23 protein-coding genes are annotated in these 21,336 nt (G+C 52.6%); 16 read left to right on the forward strand and 7 right to left on the reverse strand.

Translation table 11 applies throughout. From position 1 onward, the window contains the following. Complete coding sequence (locus tag E3E26_RS05010; protein ID WP_167900262.1) at positions 1–204, reverse strand: DUF362 domain-containing protein; 204 nt, start codon at positions 202–204, stop codon at positions 1–3. After that, a complete protein-coding gene (locus tag E3E26_RS05015; RefSeq protein ID WP_167900263.1) occupies positions 188–904 on the reverse strand; it encodes a transcriptional regulator in 717 nt (238 codons plus the stop codon). The genes E3E26_RS05010 and E3E26_RS05015 overlap by 17 nt, the downstream gene beginning before the upstream one ends. 135 nt (positions 905–1,039) lie before the next feature. Here E3E26_RS05015 and E3E26_RS05020 point away from each other — a divergent pair, with 135 nt between their 5' ends. Continuing rightward, a complete protein-coding gene (locus E3E26_RS05020; protein ID WP_167900264.1) occupies positions 1,040–1,720 on the forward strand; it encodes a thioredoxin family protein in 681 nt (226 codons plus the stop codon). A gap of 195 nt (positions 1,721–1,915) precedes the next feature. On the opposite strand, the gene E3E26_RS05025 is transcribed toward E3E26_RS05020, so the two are convergent. Further along, positions 1,916–2,614: an acetate--CoA ligase family protein gene (locus tag E3E26_RS05025; RefSeq protein WP_167900265.1), complete on the reverse strand. Its 699-nt coding sequence runs from the start codon at positions 2,612–2,614 to the stop codon at positions 1,916–1,918. Positions 2,615–2,759: 145 nt separating this feature from the next. Between E3E26_RS05025 and E3E26_RS05030 the strand changes: the two genes are divergently transcribed. Continuing rightward, on the forward strand, positions 2,760–4,061 hold the full coding sequence (locus tag E3E26_RS05030; RefSeq protein ID WP_167900266.1) for a DUF4139 domain-containing protein: 1,302 nt from the start codon (positions 2,760–2,762) through the stop codon (positions 4,059–4,061). Here the strand turns inward: E3E26_RS05030 and E3E26_RS05035 are convergent. Further along, positions 4,058–4,291: a hypothetical protein gene (locus E3E26_RS05035; protein WP_167900267.1), complete on the reverse strand. Its 234-nt coding sequence runs from the start codon at positions 4,289–4,291 to the stop codon at positions 4,058–4,060. The genes E3E26_RS05030 and E3E26_RS05035 overlap by 4 nt on opposite strands. 96 nt (positions 4,292–4,387) lie before the next feature. Between E3E26_RS05035 and E3E26_RS05040 the strand changes: the two genes are divergently transcribed. The 3 genes from E3E26_RS05040 (at position 4,388) to trmBL2 (ending at position 9,837) form a co-directional block, all read left to right on the forward strand. Beyond that, positions 4,388–4,918: an SWIM zinc finger domain-containing protein gene (locus E3E26_RS05040; protein WP_167900699.1), complete on the forward strand. Its 531-nt coding sequence runs from the start codon at positions 4,388–4,390 to the stop codon at positions 4,916–4,918. A gap of 51 nt (positions 4,919–4,969) precedes the next feature. Further along, positions 4,970–8,635: a reverse gyrase gene (rgy, locus tag E3E26_RS05045; RefSeq protein ID WP_167900268.1), complete on the forward strand. Its 3,666-nt coding sequence runs from the start codon at positions 4,970–4,972 to the stop codon at positions 8,633–8,635. Between the two features lie 407 nt (positions 8,636–9,042). Next, positions 9,043–9,837: an HTH-type transcriptional regulator TrmBL2 gene (gene trmBL2, locus E3E26_RS05050; RefSeq protein WP_167900700.1), complete on the forward strand. Its 795-nt coding sequence runs from the start codon at positions 9,043–9,045 to the stop codon at positions 9,835–9,837. Positions 9,838–9,921: 84 nt separating this feature from the next. On the opposite strand, the gene E3E26_RS05055 is transcribed toward trmBL2, so the two are convergent. Genes E3E26_RS05055 through E3E26_RS05065 form a run of 3 tightly spaced genes read right to left on the reverse strand, consistent with a single transcriptional unit; the run spans position 9,922 to position 11,190 of the window. Beyond that, complete coding sequence (locus E3E26_RS05055) at positions 9,922–10,134, reverse strand: ArsR family transcriptional regulator (protein ID WP_167900269.1); 213 nt, start codon at positions 10,132–10,134, stop codon at positions 9,922–9,924. Beyond that, positions 10,131–10,460 (reverse strand): Sjogren's syndrome/scleroderma autoantigen 1 family protein, encoded by a 330-nt coding sequence (locus E3E26_RS05060; protein WP_167900270.1) that lies wholly within the window; start codon positions 10,458–10,460, stop codon positions 10,131–10,133. The genes E3E26_RS05055 and E3E26_RS05060 overlap by 4 nt, the downstream gene beginning before the upstream one ends. A 4-nt stretch (positions 10,461–10,464) precedes the next feature. Beyond that, positions 10,465–11,190: an arginase family protein gene (locus tag E3E26_RS05065; RefSeq protein WP_167900271.1), complete on the reverse strand. Its 726-nt coding sequence runs from the start codon at positions 11,188–11,190 to the stop codon at positions 10,465–10,467. 138 nt (positions 11,191–11,328) lie between these two features. Between E3E26_RS05065 and hxlAB the strand changes: the two genes are divergently transcribed. From hxlAB to truD, 11 genes are all read left to right on the forward strand, one after another. Then, positions 11,329–12,549, forward strand: a complete 1,221-nt coding sequence (gene hxlAB, locus E3E26_RS05070) for a bifunctional 3-hexulose-6-phosphate synthase/6-phospho-3-hexuloisomerase (protein WP_167900272.1) — start codon at positions 11,329–11,331, stop codon at positions 12,547–12,549. Positions 12,550–12,558: 9 nt separating this feature from the next. After that, positions 12,559–13,311: a hypothetical protein gene (locus E3E26_RS05075; RefSeq protein ID WP_167900273.1), complete on the forward strand. Its 753-nt coding sequence runs from the start codon at positions 12,559–12,561 to the stop codon at positions 13,309–13,311. A gap of 1 nt (position 13,312) precedes the next feature. Next, entirely contained in the window at positions 13,313–13,957 is a 645-nt protein-coding gene (locus E3E26_RS05080) for a TIGR02253 family HAD-type hydrolase (protein ID WP_167900274.1), read from the forward strand. Continuing rightward, entirely contained in the window at positions 13,954–14,133 is a 180-nt protein-coding gene (locus E3E26_RS05085; protein ID WP_167900275.1) for a hypothetical protein, read from the forward strand. Before E3E26_RS05080 ends, E3E26_RS05085 begins: the two co-directional genes overlap by 4 nt. 3 nt (positions 14,134–14,136) lie before the next feature. Then, positions 14,137–14,943, forward strand: a complete 807-nt coding sequence (locus E3E26_RS05090; protein WP_167900276.1) for a DUF4392 domain-containing protein — start codon at positions 14,137–14,139, stop codon at positions 14,941–14,943. 8 nt (positions 14,944–14,951) lie between these two features. Beyond that, entirely contained in the window at positions 14,952–15,572 is a 621-nt protein-coding gene (locus tag E3E26_RS05095) for an HD domain-containing protein (RefSeq protein WP_167900277.1), read from the forward strand. A 102-nt stretch (positions 15,573–15,674) separates the two neighbouring features. Next, positions 15,675–16,187, forward strand: coding sequence for a KH domain-containing protein (locus E3E26_RS05100; protein WP_167900278.1), 513 nt, complete (start codon positions 15,675–15,677; stop codon positions 16,185–16,187). Between the two features lie 28 nt (positions 16,188–16,215). Further along, the gene (aspS, locus tag E3E26_RS05105; protein ID WP_167900279.1) at positions 16,216–17,532 is read left to right on the forward strand and encodes an aspartate--tRNA(Asn) ligase; all 1,317 of its coding nucleotides are present in this window, start codon (positions 16,216–16,218) and stop codon (positions 17,530–17,532) included. A gap of 60 nt (positions 17,533–17,592) precedes the next feature. After that, positions 17,593–19,641 (forward strand): hypothetical protein, encoded by a 2,049-nt coding sequence (locus E3E26_RS05110; RefSeq protein ID WP_167900280.1) that lies wholly within the window; start codon positions 17,593–17,595, stop codon positions 19,639–19,641. A gap of 58 nt (positions 19,642–19,699) precedes the next feature. Beyond that, complete coding sequence (gene pth2 / locus E3E26_RS05115) at positions 19,700–20,056, forward strand: peptidyl-tRNA hydrolase Pth2 (protein ID WP_167730437.1); 357 nt, start codon at positions 19,700–19,702, stop codon at positions 20,054–20,056. 3 nt (positions 20,057–20,059) lie between these two features. Next, a complete protein-coding gene (gene truD / locus E3E26_RS05120) occupies positions 20,060–21,310 on the forward strand; it encodes a tRNA pseudouridine(13) synthase TruD (protein ID WP_167900281.1) in 1,251 nt (416 codons plus the stop codon). Positions 21,311–21,336: the final 26 nt, after the last annotated feature.

The raw sequence follows: 21,336 nt of genomic DNA on the forward strand, positions 1-21,336 counted from the left end.
TCATTCGGACACCCCCAGGGGTTCAGCGGTTAGGGCACCAACCGGGCAGGCGTTGATGCATATGCGGCAGGATATGCACTTGTCCTGGAAGAACTCCCACTTTGAGGAGCCCACTTTTATGGCCAGCGTTGGGCAGACACCCGCACAGCCGCCGCAGAGGTAGCACCTGTCTTCGTTAACGACGATTTTAATCTTCTCCGGCATCTTCGACACCGCCAAGCTTTTGTTTGAGCTTTTCCTCGTCGATTTTGACGACTCCGTCTTTTATTCTTAACGGTATAAACCTGTCCAGCTCCTGGGCTTTGACGAGGACTTCCCTCTCCTTGAGGTTCAGCCTGTCGCTCAGGTCTTCGATAGTGGCCTCACCGTTGAGGAGCAAGTAGTGGAGTATCGCCAGCTGGGTCATGTCGCCGATTTCCTCCAGGTAGCGCTCTTTTATCTCCTTCATCAGCCTATCCCTTCTGCTCTCAACTGCCTGGAGGGCCTGGAGAATCTTCTCGAGCTCTCCGGTAAGCTCAAGGAATGAGGTAACCATACTAATGAGTGTTTCGTGCTCGAGGGGTATGCGAGAGAGGTCTATCTCAGTTTTTTCTATCAAGGGCTCACCCAGGTCAAGGCCACGGTACCAGAACAGGTTAGGGGTTACCGTGGTGACGTAAGTTCTGGATATGGCTATGTCATAGTACTTCCTTGCGGGCCCAATGAAGGGGCCTTCCCTCTCGTAGGACTTTAGGATGCCTTCGCGCTCCATGATTTTAAGGTGCTTGGCAACGGCTGTTGAGGAAACGCTCACCTTGCTGCTGAGGAAGCTGAAGTAGCATTCCGTACAGGTGAGGTGGCTGAGCAGATCGCGCCTCACCTTGTTTCCCAATATGTAAAAGATGTCCGGTTCAGTTTCAGTCATGACCCACACCACCCAAATCTGTGACGCAAAGCTTATATAGTGAACATTCAACCTTAGGTTGCAAACCTGGAGATTAAACTCCACCAGGTATTGTGCTCAAAGCGTTATAAACCTTTAGATGTGGAGGTGTCGAAAATGGGATTGATTAGTGATGCGGACAAGAAGGTTATCAAGGAGGAGTTCTTCTCCAAGATGACCAACCCAGTCAAGATTATCGGATTCATCGGGGAGGACCACTGCCAGTACTGTGACCAGCTCAAACAGCTGGTTCAGGAGCTTGCCGAGCTGAGCGACAAGCTCACTTATGAGTTCCACGACTTCAACAGCGAGGAGGGCAGGAAGCTCGCCGAGCAGTATGGCATCGATCGCGCCCCGGCCGTTACCATAACCCAGGACGGCAAGGACATGGGCGTCAGGTTCTTTGGCCTTCCTGCCGGTCACGAGTTCGGTGCCTTCCTTGAGGACATCGTCGACGTCAGCAACGCCCAGACCGACCTTATGCCTGATACGAAGGAGGAGCTTGCCAAGGTCGACAGAGACGTCAGAATACTCGTCTTCGTCACTCCGACCTGCCCGTACTGCCCGCTCGCGGTCAGGATGGCTCACAAGTTTGCCATCGAGAACACCAACGCCGGCAAGGGTAAGATAAGGGGTGACATGGTTGAGGCCATCGAGTATCCGGAATGGGCTGACCAGTACAGCGTCATGGCCGTCCCGAAGATCGTCATCCAGGTAGACGGCGAGGACAAGGTTCAGTTCGAGGGAGCTTACCCGGAGAAGATGTTCCTCGAGAAGCTTCTTGCCGCCCTCGAGTGAGGGCCTTTTCTTTAATCATTTGATTGTAGGATTATGTAATTACTGATAGCCCTTAGATTTCAAGATTGTGAACATGAGTTCACTGCCCTCAGTTCTCCTGGAGTCTTATTGAAACCTCGCTCTGCCATGAAGAGCGAGAAGATGAATTCAAAAAAATACGATCAAATTAACGAGTAAAAATGGGGAAGAGCCCCTTCAGAGAAGCATCCTCGCGTCGACGGCAACCGCGCTGTCCTCGTAGGCGAAGATCGGGTTGATGTCGAGCTCCTTGATCTCCGGAAGCTCAAGGGCAAGCTCGCCGACCTTGACGATTATATCCGCGAGAGCATCGATGTCCACCGGCTTCTCACCACGGGCTCCGGCGAGGATCGGGTAGGCCTTGATCTCCTTTATCATGTCGAGGGCTTCCTCCTTGGTTATCGGAGCAACACGGAAGGAAACGTCCTTGAGGATCTCAACAAAAATTCCACCGAGACCGAACATGATGGCCGGGCCGAACTGCGGGTCGCGGATCATACCGACGATGACCTCCTTGCCGAGTGGAAGCATCTTGTAGACGATGACGCCCCAGAGGTCGGCGTCCGGCTTGTAGTTCTTGGCGTTCTCCATGATGGTCTTGAATGCCTGCCTAGCTTCATCGTCGTTCTTGATGTTGACCTTGACACCGCCGGCGTCGCTCTTGTGGATGATCTGCGGAGAAACGATCTTCATGACGACAGGGTAGCCGATTTCACGGGCGAACTGAACGGCCTCCTCCTCGTTGGTGGCGACCTTGAAGTCCGGAACGGGGACGCCATAGAGCTTGAGTATCTCCTTGGCTTCCGGCTCGACGAGCTGCCTGTTTTCAGCCTTCGCCTTCTCGATTATCTCCCTAGCCTTTGCAATCCTGTCCATACCAATCACCTCATCAGCTTGACAGTTGTGAATCTCTCGGGAGAGTTAAAAGGGTTTCCATTTGCCAACCTTTCGTTTCGGCTCGATTTGAAGCGATAACCGGGGTATAAATACTATGCCGCCGAAAGGGATATAGGTGATTGCGATGAATAGAAAAATGATCGCTGGACTCGGAGGAATTTTAATTCTGATTCTGGCGGTTTTCTCGTTTCAGGGGGAGAAGGCTATGGATGCCAACACCACGGTTGTCCTCTACAATTCTGTCAGGATTGGGGTTATTGAAGAGACCATTGAGCTCGACCTGAATGAGGGAATTAACGATGTTCCCCTTGAGAAGCTGGCCGGGCTGAACATAGCAGAGGTGACGATAAGGCCGCTCGACGATGGAGTTAGAGTCCTCGGGATTTTCAGTAAGAGCTCCACTGGAGACGTTTACAGCGCCAACGTTGGAAGCGATGTCGAGATCAAGCTGAGGAGCGGCGATACCGTTACCGGAAAGTTCCTTGGCATCAAGAACGGCAAGCTTGCCATTCAGGGCGATTCATACTACCTCATCAACCCGAACGAGGTGGTTTACTTCAAAGCTGAGAACCTGGAGGGGGCTTCGAGCGTTTATGCGGCTATTCAGGCTGATGCAGCCGGCAAGTACCGCTTCGACGTAATATACCGTGTGGCAAACATGAGCTGGTCCTCTCGCTACAAGCTCTACATTGGGGATACCGCCAAGCTCTACGGCTATATCGTGATAGACAACCCCACTGCTCAGGCTTTTGAGGGTGCGAGGGTTCTCCTCGTTGCCGGTGATGTTCAGCTTTATCAGCAGGCCTTCCCGCAGCCGAGGGTTCTCTACGAAAAGGCCGAGATTGGTGTGGTAGAGCCGGGTGAACCTGAGAAGATAGAGGCATTTTATCTGTACAAGCTCGGTATAGTCGACCTGAGCCCTTCGAGCAAGATGGTCTTCCCGTACATCAGCTTCGAGGCTCCCTTTGAGAGGGAGTACCTCTACGAGAGCTATACATACGGTGGAGAGGGTGCAGTTTACGAGTCAATCTCCTTTAAGACGGATGACGTTCTTCCGGCTGGAGTCGTTGAGATTTACAGGGAGACTGAAGACGGGACGCTCCTGATAGGTGAGAGGATGATAGAGCACACGCCTGAGGGCGACATGCTCAGAATAGGGATCGGCAGAGACTACGACCTGAAAGGAAGCACCGTTCTCCTCGAGGAGAGGCACGCAGAGAGCTACTACTATTACAAGGTGAAGGTCACGCTCGAGAACTTCGGGGAAGAGACGAAAACCATAATAGTCCGGCACTACAAGTGGGGCAAGATAATCAGCTCGAGCATCGAGCCGATAAGCGAAAGGGCCAACTACGTCGAGTTCAAGGTTACGCTGAAGCCGGGAGAAAAGAAGGAGATAGTTTTTGACTACGAGAGCCGCTATTAGGACTTTCTCAGCGTTATCTCGAACCTCTTTTCTCCTTTTGTCACGTCCAGCACGAGCCCCTTGTCGTAGTCTATAAACCTCGTCCCAACGAGGGCGTAGCCTTCCTCCTTGAGGAACTCCACCATCTTCAGCCCGAGCTCATCGAACAGCTTCGCCGCCATCGCGGCCATACTGGGCTCTTTTATACCCAGCTCGTCGTGATACTTTCTCGCAAGTTCGAAAACGTCCATAACACACCACCGTATTTACTCCTCGCGAAGGGATAAAACGGTTGCGGTCGAAAGGCTTAAAACTGCCAGCAATTACCACCCTAAGAAGTGGTCAGTATGGAAGAGAAGACCCTTAAGAAGGGGGAGCGATATTACAAAGCCGGAAAGGTTCTCTGGGTGGTTAAACAGGGGGATACGCTCTTATCCAAGGTCCTTGGCACTTACCTCTATTACGTTGAACTCAACCTCTCAACCGGCGAGAACCGCTGCACCTGCCCTCTCGGAGGGGACTGCAAACACGTCGCTGCCACCCTGAAGGCCTATGAGAACGGCTTCTACTTCGAAGCCCTGGAAAAGCACGCCGAACTCTACCCCGAGGCGGTGGCAATGGAGATGCTCGCGAGTGTTCCGGAGTTAGCGCTCGACGTTACTCTGAAGGAGCTTCGCTTTGCCATGAGCACCGATGAGAGCGGCAGTGAAGTGGCGAGGCTCTTCCGGAGGGCGCTGAAGCTCGTAGGGATCACCAAACGGGCCGAAGCCCTCCACGTCCTCGAGGAGGTTCTCGACGAGTACCGGCACATCTTCAGCGATTATGAACTCTCCTTAAAGCTGGAGGATGAGCTGAGGGAGCTTGAGGCAGGTCTCTAAAAAGCCTTATAAATCCCCCAAACACCAAATAGAAACTTAGAGGGTGGGAAAATGAAGGCCGTTTATCGAGAGATGTGCCCAAACTGCCTCGGTAGAATCTCGGACGAGAGGCTCTACCTGAAAAATCCCTGTAATGAGTGTCTCGACGAAACCGCTCACGCTGACTCTTATTTTGAGCTCATAACTGCTGTAAGAAATGCCCTCCAGCTGAAGGGCACGCTTAAGGAGTGGGAGAGGATATACGAACTTGAGAGTGGTGTGAGGGAAGTCGAAGCATTCTTCGAGAAGGCAACCGGCTTCACCTTCTGGAGCGCCCAGAGGACATGGGTCAAGAGGCTCCTCAAGGGTAGGAGCTTCTCAATAATAGCCCCGACCGGAATGGGCAAGAGCACCTTTGGCGCTTTCATGGCCCTCTGGCACGCCACCAAGGGCAAGAAGAGCTACATAGTGGTTCCGACCACCCCGCTCGTCATCCAGACCGTCAAGAAAATCCAGGCAATAGCCGAGAAATCGGGCGTCCAAATCAACCTCGCCTACTACCACGGCAACCTGAGGAAGAAGGAAAAGGAGGAGATGCTGGCTAAAATCCAGAGCGGCGACTACGATATCCTCGTCACCAGCGCTCAATGGCTTGCGAGGAACTTCGACGAGAAGCTCAGGGGCAGGCGCTTCGACTTCATATTCGTTGACGACGTCGATGCCTTCCTAAAGGCGAGCAAGAACATAGACCGCTCGCTCCTACTTCTGGGCTTCACGGAGGAGGTAATTAACAAGGCTTGGGAGATAATAAGACTCAAGAAGAGCATGGCCAAATACATCAATGGCCGTGCTGAGGATAGAGACGAACGCTTGAAGGAGCTCAATGGGGAGATTGAGAAGCTCCAGCGCGAGATCGAGGAGTTTAAAGAGAAGAACGGCGTCGGCATAATGATAATTGCCTCAGCAACTGGAAGCGCCCGCGGCGATAGAATAAAGCTCTACCGCGAGTTGCTCGGCTTTGAGGTCGGAAGCGGCCGCTCGGCCTTGAGAAATGTTGTGGATAGTTATCTAATGCCCACTAAGGACATCAAGGAGCACGTTGAGGAGCTCCTAACCCGTCTCGGAAAGGGTGGAATCATCTTCACGCCCATTGACCAGGGGTTAACCTACGCCGAGGAGCTGGCGAACTATCTAAAGGAGAAGGGCTTCCGTATCGAGCTGGTCTCATCAAAGAACAAGAAGGCGGTAGAGAAGTTTGAGAACGGCGAAGCTGACTACCTCATCGGCTCGGCCACCTACTACGGCTCCCTCGTTAGGGGGCTTGACATGCCCCACCTCATACGTTACGCGGTATTCACCGGCGTTCCGAAGTTCCGCTTTTCCATAGACCTTGAGAGACCGACCATCTACCGCGCACTCGGCCTGCTGAGCGAGGTAATGGATTTCCTGAGCGACGAGCAGAGGAGGGAAGCGGAAAAGCTCCACGCGAGGCTTAGAAGGCTCATAAGGAACATTCCCCAGTTCGAGCTCCTCAAGATTGAGGAGGCTTTGGCCGAGGGCCTTCCGATAGACAACTCCTTCCACAACCACGTTCTCAACGTCTTCCGCGAGCTGGTGGAGTTTCTGAGGAAGGTCCTCCGCGACGGAGAAGTCCTCAGGAAGCTTGCCGAAGATCCGTTCATAAGCCTGAAGGAAGAGGGTGGAAAGTGGTACATCGAGATTCCTGACGTGAGAACTTACATACAGGCAACTGGAAGAACCAGCAGGCTCTTTGCGGGCGGAATTACCAAGGGTCTCAGCGTCCTCATAGTGGACAACGAGAAGGTCTTCAACGGCTTAGTGAGGCAGATGCGCTGGCGCTTCACGGAGTTCAAGATGGTTCCCTTCGAGGAGCTGAACCTCGATGAAATCCTCAGGCAGATAGACGAGGACAGGGAGAAGGTCAGGCTCGTCATGGAGGGCAAGATAAGCGCCAAGGTTAAAGACCTCGTTAAGTCGGCCCTCATGATTGTCGAGAGTCCTAACAAGGCAAGGACGATAGCCAACTTCTTCGGCCAGCCCAGTAAGAGGCGCATTGGAGATCTAGTGGCCTACGAGGTAAGCATAGGCAACAGAATGCTCACCATTCTGGCCAGTGGCGGGCACATGTTCGACCTCGTTACGACTGAGGGCTATCACGGTGTTCTGATTGAGGAGAAAGATGATATGCTTAAGTTCATCCCGGTTTACGACACCATCAAGCGCTGCCGCGACTGCGGACATCAGTTCGTTGACTGGGAGGAGAAAGGCATCTGTCCGCGTTGCGGCTCAACCAACGTCCGTGATGCCCTGGAGAACGTGAAGGCGATGCGCGAGATTGCCCAGGAGGTTGACGAGATACTCATCGCCACGGACCCCGATACTGAGGGAGAGAAGATAGCCTGGGACATCAGGAATGTTCTCTCGCCCTACACACCCAATATCAAGCGCATAGAGTTCCACGAGGTTACGAGGCCAGCCATACTGAGGGCAATTGAAGAGGCTCGCGAGGTAAACGAGGGCCGCGTTAATGCCCAGCTTGTGAGGCGCATAGAGGACAGGTGGATAGGATTCGAACTGAGCCAGGAACTCCAGAGGGTCTTCGAGAATCGCAACCTCTCCGCCGGAAGGGTTCAGACTCCTGTCCTTGGGTGGATAATCGAGCGTTATAAGGAGTTTACCGAGAGTGAGACATACTTCCTCGGTTTGGCCCTCGAGAACGAGCTCAGTGTAACAATCGAACTCGGCAAAGATGCAAAAGAAGTTGAACCGCCAGAAGAGGTTCTCGTTGAAGATGTAAGCCTCGAGGAGCGCGAGTTGAATCCTGCTCCACCATACACAACCGATGCCATGCTAAAGGATGCATCAACATTCCTCAAGCTCTCTGCTCCTGAGACGATGCGCCTCGCTCAGGATCTCTTCGAGCTCGGTCTTATCACCTACCACAGAACAGACTCAACCCATGTCAGCAACACGGGAATTGAGGTTGCCAAGGAGTACATCACCCAAGAAGTTGGTGAAGAGTACTTCAGGCCAAGGCCGTGGGGAGAGGAGGGAACCCACGAGGCCATAAGGCCAACGCGGCCGATAGACACCGGTCGCTTGATGCAGCTCATCCGCGACGGCATAATCCAGCTCCCCAAGAACCTCACCAGGAACCACTACCGGCTCTACGACATGATATTCAAGCGCTTCATGACGAGCCAGATGAAGTCGGCAAAAGTTCTCTACGAGAAGGCGGTAATCGATGCAAAAGTTGGGAAGGCCGAGATCGAAGGTTACGTGGAGGTAATTGAGGACGGCTGGACTAAGCTCAGAAGTCCGCCCATGAGGCAGCTCCCAAGACTTGAGAAGGGAGCCAGACTTAAGGTCGTCGAGGCAAAGAAGTGGAAGGCACCTAAGGTTTCACTCTACACCCAGGGAGACATAATAGCCCTCATGAAGGAGCGTAAGATTGGTAGGCCTTCGACCTACGCTAAAATCGTTCAGACACTCCTCCAGCGCTACTACGTCATAGAGACCCGTGGAAGGAAGAAGCTTGTGCCAACCGAGCAGGGTATCAAGGTCTATCACTATCTCATAAGTAAATATAAGGAATTAGTCAGTGAGGAGAAGACAAGGGAGCTGGAGGAAATAATGGACATGATAGAGGAGAACAAGGCAGACTATCAGGAAGTGCTCAGAGGGCTCTACAGTGAGATACGGGAGTACTTGAAATGAGTCGGCATCAGGATGATATTGGTAACGTCCTTTCTAGTTTTTGTGAGTTTGTTTTTGCACCTATTTCCCTTAATATGGTTTCAATTCCAAAATTGGGCAAATTCCGGGGTTGGTATATATCCAGGTTATTGCAAATTCTCTAAAAACATCACATTTTGTCGTATTTTTTGTTGTTATCAATTCATTTAGTACCCCATCCTTGGCCATAAGTTTGCTTTTCAGTAAAACCAAAAATTTTAAAATCTCTATGTAGTAATAGGTTTGCATGTACATGCAACGGCCGTAATATCCAGTGAAGTCATTGCCGAATAATCTTCGAGGCATAACCTGAAACACTAACGACACGTGGAAAAAATTTATATGTGATTAAATCCACAAATAAAATAGAAAATGTGGTGGTGGTAAGAATGGTTAAGGACAGGATGGTAGAGCTCCTTCAGGAGCACTTTGAGTTGAACCTCTACGAGGCCAGAGCGTACGTGGCACTGGTTGGCTTCGGTGTTCTTACCCCTGCCGAGCTGGCCAGTGTTTCAGAGGTTCCGGCTCCAAGAACCTATGACGTTCTCAGGAGCCTCGAGAAGAAGGGTTTCGCCATAAGCCAGCCCGGTAAGGTCAACAAGTACAGGCCAGTTCACCCCCAGAACATTCTCGAGAAGTTCATCGAGGAGTGGCAGGAGCGCGTCGCTGAGGAGCTTGAGGCTAAGAAGAAGGCAAAGGAGGAGCTCCTCGAGCTCATGAGCCCGCTTATTGAGACCGAGATTCCGAAGTACGGCGTCGAGAAGGTCTGGGTCGTCAGGGGTATAAGGAACGCCACGCTCAAGACCAAGGAGATGTTTGAGGAGGTCAAGGAGCAGATTCTCCTGGCTGACGACGGCTACATCGCCATCAACCTCGAGAGCGACATCCTCAAGGCCATCGACAACGGCGCCAAGGCCAAGATAATCGTCACCGAGAACGTCTACCACAGGCTCAGCACTTCAAAGATACTCGACTACTACAAGGCCGGCAAGCTTGAGCTCAAGGTCATCGACAAGCTCGAGCTTCCGATGCTCATCTGCGACGATGAGGTCTTCTTTGCCCTTGAGGACATGGCTGCCAGGTACTTCAACTACGAGACCCAGATCTGGATCAAGGACTTCCGCGTCAAGGCCCTCTTTGAGAGCAAGTTCAACGAGTACTGGAAGAAGGCAAAGAAGGTCTGATTTCCTTTCCCTTTCTCTACGTTTTCCGAATCAACCCAGTGCCAATTTTCTGCGTTTGAACCCATTAGAAGAGAAAAGAAGGGCTCAGACGTACTTAAACTCTTCCTCTTTTTCGTCCTTCTCTTTAATCTTCCAGAAGAGTTTTCCGTCCTTCTGATAACTCTCGACCTTACCTTGCTCAAGGAAGCGGAGCAGGTAGCGTCTCACTTCCATCTTTGGGAGCTTGGTAATCTCCGCTATTTCCTCGATGGTCTTTGGACCTTCCTCCAGGGCCTTCATAACCCTGACGTTCTTCATTCTCCTCCCTCCAGTTTCCTGTATCTCTCCAACAGTTCGATTATCTTCTCCATAACTCTTAAGTGTTTTTCAAGTTCGGCAAGGTCCTCGGGCATGGAATTTGCCAGTTCGTTAAGCTTCTCCATGAGCCTCTCCTCGATGCCTTCCATCTCGGCCTTCCTCTGCTTTGCTCTGTGCTCGCATATGGGGCAGAAAACCCTTCCGTCCTTTTCAAAGAGTGGAGAGCCACACTTGGGGCAGTGTCTGTCGAGCATCTTTGCCCCGGAAAGCATCAGCGGCATGAGGACGGTTCTCATTTCCTCCTCCGTGGGTCCCTTCAGTGCCATCCCATCACCCCATTAGCAGCTGGAAGACCTCAACGAAGGCCTTCTTCCCGAGGCGGGAGCGCCTTATCCTGTCAGATACCTCGGCTATGTCAAAGGCAACTATCTTGAAGTTCCTCTTTATTTTCTCGAGAATTTCCAAGAGTTCTTCAAGGCTCAGCTCCCCGTGCTGGAAGCGGGCTATCCTGTACTCTGGCTTCAGGACGTCCATGTCGACAGTCAGGTAAATCTCATCGCCGAGATACTTCTTAGTCTCAGCCAGTATCTCGTCGAGCGAGTTGGTCTGTAAGTTCTTGTATGCCCTCCACTTCCCCCGGACCTTCCTGCTCCTTAGCAAAGCCGGGAAGATTTTAACCCTCCTCGTCCAGAGCTGGGTTCTCTCCGTTGTCGGGATCATTAAAACCGGGGCAAGAACAACGGCGCGGTTAAGGATGTGCTCCTCGAGGGCATAAGCGAGCCACGAGCCGTGGTCAAGGTAGTCGTGCATCAGATCGGTATGAGCGTCGAGACTTATCAGAGAGCCCGGCTTGAGCTTCTCCACGATGCCATATGTGGCAAGATGATCCCCTATTATGTAGGCCTTGTCCTGGGGGATCCTTTCAGCCAGAAGTTCGACTCTGCTCGATTCGACTATCATGTAGTCCTCTATGAGCTTGTTCCTTCTAAGAAGTTGCAGAACGTAGAGAACACCGTCGCGGTTGGGCTTCTCGCCGAAGGGGATGAACGTTACCATGATTCCACCCCTCGAGAGTTGGCCTCCTCCCTTTTAAACCTTGGTAAGGTCTTTCGACAAAATCATGTTAAATTTTGACGCCAAACTTTAAAAAGTAGCCCTCTGAGATTAAAACGAAAACTCCTTGGAGGCGAGGAGATGATACTCCAGGTTGCCCTTGACTTAACTGACATTGAGCAGGCAATTTCTATCGCTGAGAAGGCCGCTAAAGGTGGCGCTCACTGGCTTGAGGTTGGAACTCCCCTCATCAAGAAGGAAGGCATGCGCGCCGTTGAGCTTCTCAAGAGGCGCTTCCCGGACAGGAAGATCGTCGCGGACCTGAAGACCATGGACACCGGTGCCCTGGAAGTCGAGATGGCAGCTAGGCACGGTGCCGATGTTGTTTCTATCCTCGGTGTTGCCGACGACAAGACCATCAAGGATGCCGTCGACGTCGCCAGGAGATATGGAATCCGGATCATGGTAGATTTAATCGGCGTTAAGGACAAGGTCAAGCGCGCCAAGGAACTTGAGAAGATGGGCGTTCACTACATCCTTGTCCACACGGGCATAGACGAGCAGGTCCAGGGCAAGAGCCCGCTGGAGGATCTTGAGAAAGTCGTCAAGGCCGTCAGAGTTCCTGTAGCTGTTGCCGGCGGCTTGAACCTCGAGACCATCCCGAAGGTCATAGAGCTCGGTGCGACGATAATCATAGTTGGCGGAGCCATAACCAAGGCGAAGGACCCTGAGGACGTCACTAGGAATATAATCGATCTCTTCTGGGGCGAGTACATGATGACCATCAGGAAGGCCATGACTGATATCCTGGAGCACATCAACCAAGTTGCTGAGAGCATCAAGCTCGAGCAGGTCAGGGGCTTTGTCGATGCCATGATCGGAGCCAACAAGATATTCATCTACGGTGCCGGAAGGAGCGGTTTGGTCGGAAAGGCCTTCGCAATGAGGCTCATGCACCTCGACTTCAACGTCTATGTCGTCGGTGAGACAATAACCCCTGCCTTCGAGCCGGGAGACCTTCTCATAGCCATCAGCGGTTCAGGCGAGACCAAGAGCATCGTCGATGCCGCGGAAATAGCCAAGAGGCAGGGTGGAAAGGTCGTAGCAATAACCTCCTATGCCAACTCGACCCTTGGAAAGCTCTCCGATGTTGTCGTTGAGATACCTGGAAGAACGAAAGCTGACATACCGACGGACTATATCGCCAGGCAGATGCTCACCAAGTACAAGTGGATAGCGCCGATGGGCACTCTCTTCGAGGACTCCACCATGATATTCCTTGACGGCATAATAGCTCTCCTAATGGCCACCTTCCAGAAGACCGAAAAGGATATGAAGAAGAAGCATGCGACCCTTGAGTAAGGGGTCGCCATGCCGTCTTTTACCCATCTTTTTGTAGGAATAGGGAGCACGGGAGCGAGGATAGTCAACAGCATACGCGCAGATGGAATCGTAAAGGTAACTGTCAATCCAGCCTACTACCTCCTTCCCCGCTCCGATAAGTATGAGGAGCGCCTCAGGAACTTCTTCTCCAGCCTTCCGAAGAACACTTTCCTGTGGCTCGTTTTCGATGACAAGGAGGTAAACCACGAACTCATGGAGATAATCGTTGAGAGTGCTCCGAGCGATACCATAAAGCTCGCCTATGTCCTGACCCCAAGAAAGGAGCTGGTTACCGGAAAGAAGCCCGAATGGGCCGAGCCGTTTGAGACTGTGTTCTATGATTCCCTCTGGGACTTCCTCAGGGAGAGCGATTCCTTATCACTAGCCTTCAGCAGGGCCTCCGAGAACATCGCCGAGATGTTCTCCAAGCTCTACTACTACCTTGAGACCCAGATGCTGGTTAACATAGACTATGCAGACCTGTTCAACATGATACGCGGAGGGAACGTTGGGATCCTGCGCCTCCTTGACCGAGTAGACTTCAACTGGCACTGGGGCATCTGGGACCGGGGTCTAATTGGAATTCTCGTTGGCAGGGAGTTCCCGCTCAAGGACGCTCACGAGATACTCGGCCGCTTCCAAGATATACTTAAGGAGAAAGACATAATATGGGGCGTCGTTATGGACGACGAGCTGACGAGGGAGGTCGAAATACTGGCGTTGCTCGTTAAGAGGTGGTAGAATGGAGGCCATTCTCTTCGATATCGATGGGACGATACTCACTGAGGAGCCTCTGATAATGCTCTTCCTTCCACAGGTCTACGATAAGCTCTCTAGAAAGCTTGGAATCAGCAAGGACGAGGCCAGGGAGAGGTTCCTCGCAGAGATACTCGGCAGGAGGGACAGTTACGACTGGCACGATTGGAACTTCTTTTTCAAACTGTTTGACCTCGATTTGAAATACGAGGAGCTTCTCGAGAGGTATCCCCACAAACTTCAGGTTTATCCGGACACCATTCCTACCCTGGAATGGCTGAGGGATACCGGCTATAAGCTTGGTGTTGTGACGAGCGGGCCGAAATATCAGAGGCTCAAGCTTAAGCTCGCCGGTCTTCTGGATTACTTCGACGTCGTCATTACGCGGGACGACGTCAACGCCATAAAACCCGAGCCTAAAATCTTCCTCTACACCATTGAAATGCTCGGAGTCGAGCCCGGCGAAGCCGTTATGGTCGGCGACTCCCTCAGCCAAGACGTTTATGGCGCCAAGAGCGTCGGTATGACCGCAGTGTGGATAAACCGTAATGGTGATATGGGCTACAACATGGCCGATTACGAGATTAGAACCCTTTACGAGCTTAGAAAGGTTTTAGGTGGTGAAAGATGAAGGAAATATTCAATGCTAAGGGCCTTTTTGTTAAGTATACCGAAAAGAAGGTGAAGCTCGAGAACGGCGACGAACTGACCCACAGGAGCGAAGAACCGACGGAGCTCTGGTGGAGGCTGAAGGAAGCTGTAAAGGGCAAGAAGGTTAGAATCGTCGTCTATGAGATCGAGGAATGAGCCATGATAGCACATCTAATAAACACCGATATCGGGAACAGGGGAGTGCTGAAGGTCTACCTCGACTACCGGAGGAAGAACTTTAATTTTTTACATAATTCTGCAAAACTGTTCTTAGACAATCTCGAGCGGGTTCTCATAGTTACGGGCTTTCCCATCCCCCCTATGATGCTGGCCGAAACTGACGGGCCGCCGGGAGCAATGGCCATTTACAGCACCGTTGAGATGCTTGGAGGAAAGGCTGAAATCCTGACGTATTCAGAGGTCGAAAAGGCTCTTGAGCCCTTCGGCGTTTCCTTTGCCAGGAATCCTGAGCCAGAGGATTACTCCCTGATAATCAGCGTCGAGACCCCTGGTAGGGCTGCCGACGGTAGATACTACTCCATGAGTGCCATGGAAATAAAGAGAGATCCCCTGGACGGCATCTTTCTCAAAGCGAGAGCCCTTGGAATTCCCACGATAGGGGTAGGTGACGGAGGCAACGAGATTGGCATGGGAAAAATCCGGGAGCTGGTTGTGAGCCACGTTCCACACGGAGAGAAAATAGCGAGCGTCGTCGAGACGAACGAGCTCATAGTTTCCGCCGTCTCCAACTGGGGGGCCTACGGCTTGATTGCTCAGGCATCGATTGAAGTTGGAAGAAACCTCCTCGAGAGGTGGGACGAGAGGAGAGTTGTTGAGGCCATCTCTAGCGCTGGATTAATAGACGGCGTTTCAAAGACCTTGGCTCCGAGCGTGGACGGGATAAGTTTGGGGGTTCACGAAGGAATCGTTGAGCTTTTAAAGGCAGTAATCGATGAGGCCATTTAGGTGGTTGAATGGAGCTGGACGCGTTCATAACTGATGAGAAGACTCTCAAATTGATAGAACGTACCAGAGAATTTGCTATGAGCTTCTTTGAACGCGAGGGGACCCACGGCTTCAGCCACGTGGAGCGCGTCTTCAACCTCTGCATGCACATAGGCAGGGAAGAAGGTGCGGATCTAGAAATCCTAGCTTTAGCGGCGCTTCTCCACGATGTTGCTAGACCCCTTGAGAGCGCCGGAAAGGTGGAAGACCACGCCGCTGAGGGGGCGCGGATAGCCAGACAGTACTTGAGAAGCTTGGGTTATCCAGAAGAGAAAGTCGAGGCTGTTGCTCATGCAATAGAGGCCCACCGCTTCTCGCGCGGTCCGAAGCCGACCACTCTTGAGGCGAAGATACTCAGCGACGCCGACAAGCTCGATGCGATAGGTGCGATAGGCATCGCAAGGGTCTTCATGTACTCCGGCGAGCACGGCAGGGACATAGAGGCTTCTCTAAGGCACTTTGAGGAGAAGATACTTAAGCTCAAAGACCTCATGTACACGGAAACTGCTAAAAAGATGGCAGAAGAACGCCACCGCTTTACAGAGGAGTTCATAGAGCGCATAAGGCGCGAGATAGAGGGAGAAATCTGAACTCCCCTTTGGCCTTTTCTTCCATAATAAGGTTTTTAAAGGACTTCCAGAATTAAGGGTTAGCCCTTTAAGGTCATTCTTCAGGCTGAGGGAGGTGAGGAGATGAAGGCGCCAATCTGTGAGGTGTGTTTGAAGACCGACGACATTCTGTGCCCGGCTGATGAGAAAAAGCTTCAAGAAGGGATTATTTCCGAACTGGATGTTAAAGTCGCGAGACTCCTATACAAGCTCATTGGCGACGCTGACGTTGAATTCAAGAAGGCCGTTGAAGCTGGCGACCTCGTGATAATCATGGTCGGCGAGGGCGACGTCCCTATAACCATCGGAAAGGGCGGCAAGAACATAAAGGCCCTCATGAGGGAGCTCGGTAAGAGGATAAGGGTCATTGAGAGCGTTGAAGTGAAAGGCACTGACGACGTCAAGAAGCTCGCCACTGACCTGCTCTACCCTGCCGGAGTCTTCGGCGTGAACATCGTTTACAAGCCGGGCGGGGGAACCTACTACAAGGTCCTCGTCCTCAGCAGGGATAGGAAGAAGCTCCCGGAGAAGGCCGAGGTTCTGGAGAGCATACTCTCCCAGATAGTCGGCCAGGAAGTTAAAATGAACTTCATTTGACTTCTTTTTTCTTACGGAGGTTGTGGAGATGTACCGGACGCACTACTCGAGTCAGATTACGGAAGAGCTCAACGGCCAGCGCGTCAAGGTTGCTGGCTGGGTCTGGGAAGTTAAGGACCTCGGAGGAATAAAGTTCCTCTGGATAAGGGACAGGGAAGGCATAGTTCAGATAACCGCACCGAAGAAGAAGGTTGACCCAGAGATATTCAAACTCATCCCGAAGCTCAACTCAGAAGACGTCATAGCCGTCGAGGGAATAGTCAACTTCACACCCAAGGCAAAGCTCGGTTTTGAAATCCTCCCCGAGAAGCTCGAGGTTCTCAGCAGGGCCCAAACACCCCTCCCCCTTGACCCGACAGGAAAAGTCAAGGCCGAGCTTGACACGAGGCTCGACAACCGCTTCATGGACGTCAGAAAGCCCGAAGTAACGGCGATATTCAAAATCCGCTCCAGCGTTTTCAAAGCGGTTCACGACTTCTTCCACAGCGAGGGTTTCATAGAGGTCCATACGCCAAAGATAATCGCCACCGCAACCGAAGGTGGAACCGAGCTCTTCCCTATGAAGTACTTCGAGAAGGACGCCTTCCTTGCCCAGAGCCCGCAGCTATACAAGCAGATAATGATGGCGAGCGGCCTCGACCGTGTTTATGAAGTCGCCCCCATATTCAGGGCAGAGGAGCACAACACCACCAGACACCTCAACGAAGCATGGAGCATAGATGCGGAGATGGCCTTCATAGAGAACGAGGAGGAGGTAATGGAGCTCCTTGAGAGGCTCGTCGCTTACACTATCAACCACGTCCGCCAGCACAACGAAAAGGAGCTTGAAACGCTGAACTTCGAGCTTGAGGAGCCGAAACTGCCGTTCCCAAGGCTGACCTATGACAAAGCACTTGAGATCCTCGCCGACCTCGGCAAGGAGATTCCCTGGGGCGAGGACATAGACACGGAGGGCGAGAGGCTTCTTGGAAAGTACATGATGGAGAACGAGAACGCGCCACTCTACTTCCTCTACCGCTATCCGAGCGAGGCCAAACCCTTCTACATCATGAAGTACGATGACAAGCCGGAGATATGCCGCGCCTTTGACCTTGAATACCGGGGAGTAGAGATAACCTCAGGCGGCCAGAGGGAGCACCGCGTTGATGTCCTCGTCGAGCAGATTAAGGAGAAGGGCCTCAACCCGGAGAGCTTCGAGTTCTACCTCAAGGCCTTCCGCTACGGCATGCCTCCCCATGGTGGCTTCGGTCTTGGGGCGGAGAGACTCCTCAAACAGATGCTCGACCTCAACAACATCAGGGAAGTCGTACTCTTCCCGAGGGACAGGAGAAGACTCACACCGTAATGCCTTTATACCACCTTTTCCTTTTGGTGATTAGTTGACTACTCTTTGGAGGCTGGAGATATGAAAAAGGCTGCCGCTTTAATCCTGCTGGGTCTGATGATCTTCTCCCTGGCACCTATGGCGCACCTAGTAAAATCCGCAACGGTGCCCGAGTACGCCAGCATAACGGGGATCTCGCTTGGACTAAAAGACAAGGCTGTTCTGGGCCCCTTTGAGGTGCAGTTCATCGACGTTGATATGTACTGGAGCAGGCTGAGCTTCCAGGTCAACGGACCGGATGGGCCAAAGCTCTACGTTGTAGGACAAGGCGAGTCGTTTGTCTATCCCGCGGCCGACAACCAGTACCTCAACATTACGCTGACCTGGATCAGATCCGATACCAAGACTGCCCTCATCGAGATACAGTCCCCCCTCCAGAAGTTACTCTCTAACCAGAAGCTCAACGTGGGGGACACAATAACCCTCCCCGAGGGCTTCCCCCAGATAAGCATTAAACTCACCTCAACCTCGGACACACAGGCTACCTTCCTTGTGACTCTCCCGTACGGCGAGACCCAGACCCTCGTGATAACCGAGGGCTCTGGTGGAAGCGTTAGGTACAAGCTCGGTGATGTTTACTCTTACTCCAATTACGTTTACATCCACCTCCTGAACACCACGAGCGATGGTCCGGCGACAGTTGACATCTATGTCCCCAAGGTCGCCTCGACCGACTTCAAGATAGTGAGGGAAGGCGAGGAAGAAACCGTTCCAACGACAACCGTTGAGACAGTTCTCGTTTACAATGACCTCCTTTACGTCAACGAGAAGCTCCCGGTAACCGTTGACAATGTTACCTACTACGTCAAGCTCGTCTCAACGATTCCGGACGTTGCCAAGGTGGAGGTCTTTAAGGGCGACCAGAGCCTTGGAACGATGCTCTTGGAGGTTGGCGACGTCCCGAAGGACGCCCCGAATGCTCCCCTCAAGCTGTCTGTTCAGAGTGTTGAGCCTGACTACAAGCGGGCTGTTATCAGAGTTTACGCTCCAGTTGGGGCCATCGTGACGCCAATACTGAGGGAGGCCAACATCCTAGCCAAGATAGACGCTGTCCCTAAGGAGGTAATGCTCGGCGACAACCTCGTTGTGGCCATAAACGTCGAGAACCTTGGCAGGGGCGATGCTTACGATGTCAGCGTTGCGGCTCCAATACCAAACGACTTCGAGCTGGTCAGCATGACGAAGACCTGGAGCCTCAAGACGTTCCCTGCCTTCACCAACATGCCCGCCCTCATCTACGTCCTCAAGCCAACCAAGGTTGGGGAATTTGACATCGGTAAGGTTATAGTCACCTTCTATGACGACAAGAGCCTCGAAACCGGCCAGAAGAGGATGGTATACTCCCAGCCTCTCACTGGAATCAAGGTATACAGCATACCTGCCATTGACGTCACCGCCCAGGCCTACAACGGAACGTGGGGAAGCTACGTCACCACCAATGTGGGCGACCTCGTCAGCGTCAAGTTCATCCTCACGGCCGCTGATGGAAACCCGGACTACGAGTTCGTCCAGAACGCCACGCTCCTCCTCGACCTGCCCAACAGCGTTGACGGCCCGACTGCCGTTGAGGTGGGCACCATAAAGGCAGGCGAAACGAAGACCGTCCAGGTTGATCTCAAAGTCCTCAAGGAGAACCTCACTAACGTCAAGGTGGTACTCGTCTACGCAGACCCGCTCGGAAATGAGCACAGGCTCGAGCTTGGCAACCTCGTTACCATAAACAGCATCCCACCAAGGGTCATCATCAAGGAAGTTCCGGTCTATCCGAGCCCCGAGGAGCTTCCGAAGTACATCAACCAGACCCTCGCCAACATGAACGACCCGACTCCAGTTGCCAAGGAGATAAGTGCAGTCGTCGAGAAGTACAGCCCAACGACCAACACCTGGAAGGTCCTGGGAATACTCTTCCTGATCCTCACCCTTGTCTTCGGAGGTTTAGCCTACAAGTACTGGAACGAGTCTGAGAAGCTCAGAGAGAAGCTCGAGAGGAAGAAGCACAGGCGCCCAGGCGGACTTCCTAAGAAGGTCGAGGAAGAAGAGCGGGAAAGCTCTGAAATAGTTGAGCTCTGAGCTTTTTCTTCCTCCTTAAATTTATAAGTCCCTTTTCTCACTCTCCACGGGATGGGAGATGTTCAGGTACAAGCAGGTCATGGTCATTAGGAAGGACCTGAAGCTCAGCAAGGGTAAGATGGCGGTTCAAGTTGCCCATGGTGCTGTGACAGCTGCTCTGAAAGCCCAGAAGGAGAAGCCAGAGTGGTTCAAGGCTTGGTTCCATGAGGGACAGAAGAAGGTTGTGGTCAAGGCTGAGAACGAGAGGGAGCTCTTCGAACTGAAGGCCCATGCGGAAAAGCTGGGCATACCAACGGCACTTATCAGGGACGCGGGGCTGACGGAGATTTCCCCGGGAACAATAACCTGTTTGGCGGTAGGCCCCGCTCCGGAGGAGCTCGTTGATAAGGTTACGGGACACCTAAAGCTGGTGTGAGGCATGGACTACCGTGAGTTCTTCTCCCAGTTCAAGTATTTGAGTGAAAAGCCTGGGATAGGTGGGAAAATCAAAGCCCAGCCGGAGGACTTCATCGTTATGGAAGAGCCTCTGCGGAGTGCCTTCGATGGCAAAAAATATGCAATTTTCCTCCTCAAAAAGCGCAACTGGGATACGATGGCGGCGGTGAAGGAGATAGCCAAACGTGCCGGAATTTCCCACAAGGACATCGGCTTCGCGGGAACGAAGGACAGACATGCCGTGACTTATCAGTACATCAGCGTGCCGCGAGAGGCGAAGGAAAAAGTTGAGGCCGTTCAACTCAAAGACATCGAGCTCCGCTTTGTTTCCTATGGGAGAGCTCTCAAGCTTGGCCACCTGCTTGGGAACCGCTTTAAAATCATCGTTCGCGGCGTTGACGAGAGCGCCTTCGAGAGGGCGAAGGAAATAGTGAGAGAGCTCCGCTCGAAGGGGGGCTTCCCCAACTACTTTGGCTATCAGCGCTTCGGTGAGAGACGTGTTACCAACCATCTGATTGGGAAGCTTCTTCTGAAGGGAGACTTTGAAGGTGCCGCAAAGCTTTTCCTCGGTGCCCATGAAGGGGGAATGGAAGGGGATGAGGCCAGAAAGAACTTCTGGGAGACCGGGGACGTGAACAGGGCCCTTGAAGAATTCCCCGGATTCCTCCGCTACGAGAGGGCGATGCTCTACAAGTACAAGGAAACCAGAAGCTGGCGGAAAGCCTTCCTCTCACTCCCTCTACCCATAATGCGTATCTTCATCCACGCCTATCAGTCCTACCTCTTCAACCTCTACATCTCCAGGAGAATCGAAGAAGGACTCCCCCTAAACGAGGCTCTGGTGGGGGACATCGTCGTCCAGGTTAAGGGAGGCATCCCCTACCGCGACAGAACCTACCGCGTCACAGAGACGAACATCGAGTTTGTGAAAGAAAAAATCCGCAAGGGGGAAGCCATGGTTTCAGGACCGCTCTTTGGCTTCTCGATGAGAAGAGCCGGGGGCATCCCGGGAAGGCTTGAGGAGGAGCTTCTCGCTGAGGAAAACCTCTCATTGGAAGACTTCAAGAGACTCCCGAAGCCAATGGCTGAGCCCGGCGGGAGGAGGGAGCTCCTCATAAGGCCCCTCGGCCTGACCTACGGCTATGTTCCGGGCGTAGGAATGTGCTTCCGCTTTTTCCTGCCCAAGGGGGTTTACGCCACGAGCGTTCTGAGGGAGATAATGAAAGATCATTAGCCACCACAAGAATAGGAAGAAACCCT

Source organism: Thermococcus sp. LS1 (assembly GCF_012027395.1).
Lineage (GTDB): Archaea > Methanobacteriota_B > Thermococci > Thermococcales > Thermococcaceae > Thermococcus.

Coding starts and splice junctions, on each gene's coding strand:
- E3E26_RS05015 (WP_167900263.1), bottom strand. CDS start 904: ATGACTGAAACTGAACCGGACATCTTTTACATATTGGGAAACAAGGTG.
- pth2 (WP_167730437.1), top strand. CDS start 19,700: ATGTTCAGGTACAAGCAGGTCATGGTCATTAGGAAGGACCTGAAGCTC.
- E3E26_RS05060 (WP_167900270.1), bottom strand. CDS start 10,460: ATGGCACTGAAGGGACCCACGGAGGAGGAAATGAGAACCGTCCTCATG.
- E3E26_RS05110 (WP_167900280.1), top strand. CDS start 17,593: ATGAAAAAGGCTGCCGCTTTAATCCTGCTGGGTCTGATGATCTTCTCC.
- E3E26_RS05010 (WP_167900262.1), bottom strand. CDS start 204: ATGCCGGAGAAGATTAAAATCGTCGTTAACGAAGACAGGTGCTACCTC.
- E3E26_RS05075 (WP_167900273.1), top strand. CDS start 12,559: ATGCCGTCTTTTACCCATCTTTTTGTAGGAATAGGGAGCACGGGAGCG.
- trmBL2 (WP_167900700.1), top strand. CDS start 9,043: ATGGTTAAGGACAGGATGGTAGAGCTCCTTCAGGAGCACTTTGAGTTG.
- E3E26_RS05085 (WP_167900275.1), top strand. CDS start 13,954: ATGAAGGAAATATTCAATGCTAAGGGCCTTTTTGTTAAGTATACCGAA.
- E3E26_RS05020 (WP_167900264.1), top strand. CDS start 1,040: ATGGGATTGATTAGTGATGCGGACAAGAAGGTTATCAAGGAGGAGTTC.
- truD (WP_167900281.1), top strand. CDS start 20,060: ATGGACTACCGTGAGTTCTTCTCCCAGTTCAAGTATTTGAGTGAAAAG.
- hxlAB (WP_167900272.1), top strand. CDS start 11,329: ATGATACTCCAGGTTGCCCTTGACTTAACTGACATTGAGCAGGCAATT.
- E3E26_RS05100 (WP_167900278.1), top strand. CDS start 15,675: ATGAAGGCGCCAATCTGTGAGGTGTGTTTGAAGACCGACGACATTCTG.
- E3E26_RS05080 (WP_167900274.1), top strand. CDS start 13,313: ATGGAGGCCATTCTCTTCGATATCGATGGGACGATACTCACTGAGGAG.
- E3E26_RS05035 (WP_167900267.1), bottom strand. CDS start 4,291: ATGGACGTTTTCGAACTTGCGAGAAAGTATCACGACGAGCTGGGTATA.
- rgy (WP_167900268.1), top strand. CDS start 4,970: ATGAAGGCCGTTTATCGAGAGATGTGCCCAAACTGCCTCGGTAGAATC.
- E3E26_RS05025 (WP_167900265.1), bottom strand. CDS start 2,614: ATGGACAGGATTGCAAAGGCTAGGGAGATAATCGAGAAGGCGAAGGCT.
- aspS (WP_167900279.1), top strand. CDS start 16,216: ATGTACCGGACGCACTACTCGAGTCAGATTACGGAAGAGCTCAACGGC.
- E3E26_RS05055 (WP_167900269.1), bottom strand. CDS start 10,134: ATGAAGAACGTCAGGGTTATGAAGGCCCTGGAGGAAGGTCCAAAGACC.
- E3E26_RS05090 (WP_167900276.1), top strand. CDS start 14,137: ATGATAGCACATCTAATAAACACCGATATCGGGAACAGGGGAGTGCTG.
- E3E26_RS05095 (WP_167900277.1), top strand. CDS start 14,952: ATGGAGCTGGACGCGTTCATAACTGATGAGAAGACTCTCAAATTGATA.
- E3E26_RS05030 (WP_167900266.1), top strand. CDS start 2,760: ATGAATAGAAAAATGATCGCTGGACTCGGAGGAATTTTAATTCTGATT.
- E3E26_RS05040 (WP_167900699.1), top strand. CDS start 4,388: ATGGAAGAGAAGACCCTTAAGAAGGGGGAGCGATATTACAAAGCCGGA.
- E3E26_RS05065 (WP_167900271.1), bottom strand. CDS start 11,190: ATGGTAACGTTCATCCCCTTCGGCGAGAAGCCCAACCGCGACGGTGTT.